We start from the raw sequence: 1,134 nt of genomic DNA, 5'->3' as shown, positions 1-1,134 counted from the left end.
GAGTTAGTATCCATAGTCTAGGAATATTTTCTGCTAATAAGGGTTGTTGATGACGGTGAGCTTCTCTTTGTAATTGTTCCCGCACAGTCAACAGTTTAGATAAACAAGCGAGAATTCCCTCAATCGTGACAGGATTGCGATGGGGTTCCAATAAACAAGGGGTTTGAACTAATCGACCCAATAAACCTAATTCGGGCGGCATTTCTGGGGAAGTCGGTCGAAAATACACATCGATTTCTTGAGTTTTTGCCGTCACATCAAGGCTGGTTTTCACGTCACCGGAAGAAGCGAGAAAGGTTTCGAGGTAGTCTTTCACTAAATTTATCCCAAAGAAAGCGAGTCAAGGCTGAAGTGATTCAATCAATGATGATGGTTATTTTATCATCTTCAAAGCCTATTTATTAGGTCAGCCAATTAATTAAGTCAGCTTGAGTCTCAAAGTCTAGTAATGCTTCTCCTAAGTCTTCTAATTGTTCAACGGCTAGTTTTTGGATAGTTTCAGTGATATGCGGGGGCAGTTCACCAAAACGTCGGTTAAGCAAGCGTAGCACTAGGTTGGCTTCTCCTTTTTGAAGTCCGATAGCTTCTCCTTCTTGAATGCCTTCGATTCTGCCTTTTTGAAGTCCGATAGCTTCTCCTTGTTGAATAGCTTTTTCTCTATCTTGTTCGTATAAAGGGGCTAAACGCATAATAAATTTCCTCTCCTCCTGGGTTCTTTTGGGTAAGGCTTGCAAGTTCCTACTCAAATTGTATAATAATTTCAAGGAAGCTGATTTAAAGGGATGACTAGAAGACAAGGCCTCTAATTCATCAATCGCTCTGCTTCTGGTTCCTCCTCTGCCTAATAATCTTAACCAAAGGGTTTCAGGGGTTTCGGGTAATTGATGCAGGACAATAAGGGATGTGGTTAATGCTGGAGGTAAAAAATAAATTCCTTCTCCCCAATCTGGGTTTAATTGAGCGGAAAAAGCAGTTATAATTCTTTGACTGGCCGTAGGAGTTAGTATCCATAGTCTAGGAATATTTTCTGCTAATAAGGGTTGTTGATGACGGTGAGCTTCTCTTTGTAATTGTTCCCGCACAGTCAACAGTTTAGATAAACAAGCGAGAATTCCCTCAATCGTGACAGGATTG

Annotated in this window: 2 protein-coding genes; both read right to left on the bottom strand. The window is 40.9% G+C overall.

From position 1 onward, the window contains the following. A partial coding sequence (locus O9324_RS13000) for a hypothetical protein (protein WP_288140402.1) occupies positions 1–316 on the bottom strand: 316 nt, incomplete at its 3' end. Positions 317–401: 85 nt separating this feature from the next. After that, on the bottom strand, positions 402–1,134 hold a 733-nt coding region (locus O9324_RS12995), incomplete at its 5' end, for a DUF4351 domain-containing protein (protein WP_288140401.1).

The sequence above is a fragment of the Microcystis sp. LE19-84.1B genome, from assembly GCF_027531875.1.
Classification (GTDB): domain Bacteria; phylum Cyanobacteriota; class Cyanobacteriia; order Cyanobacteriales; family Microcystaceae; genus Microcystis; species Microcystis panniformis.
This window is presented reverse-complemented; position numbering and strand designations above follow the sequence as displayed.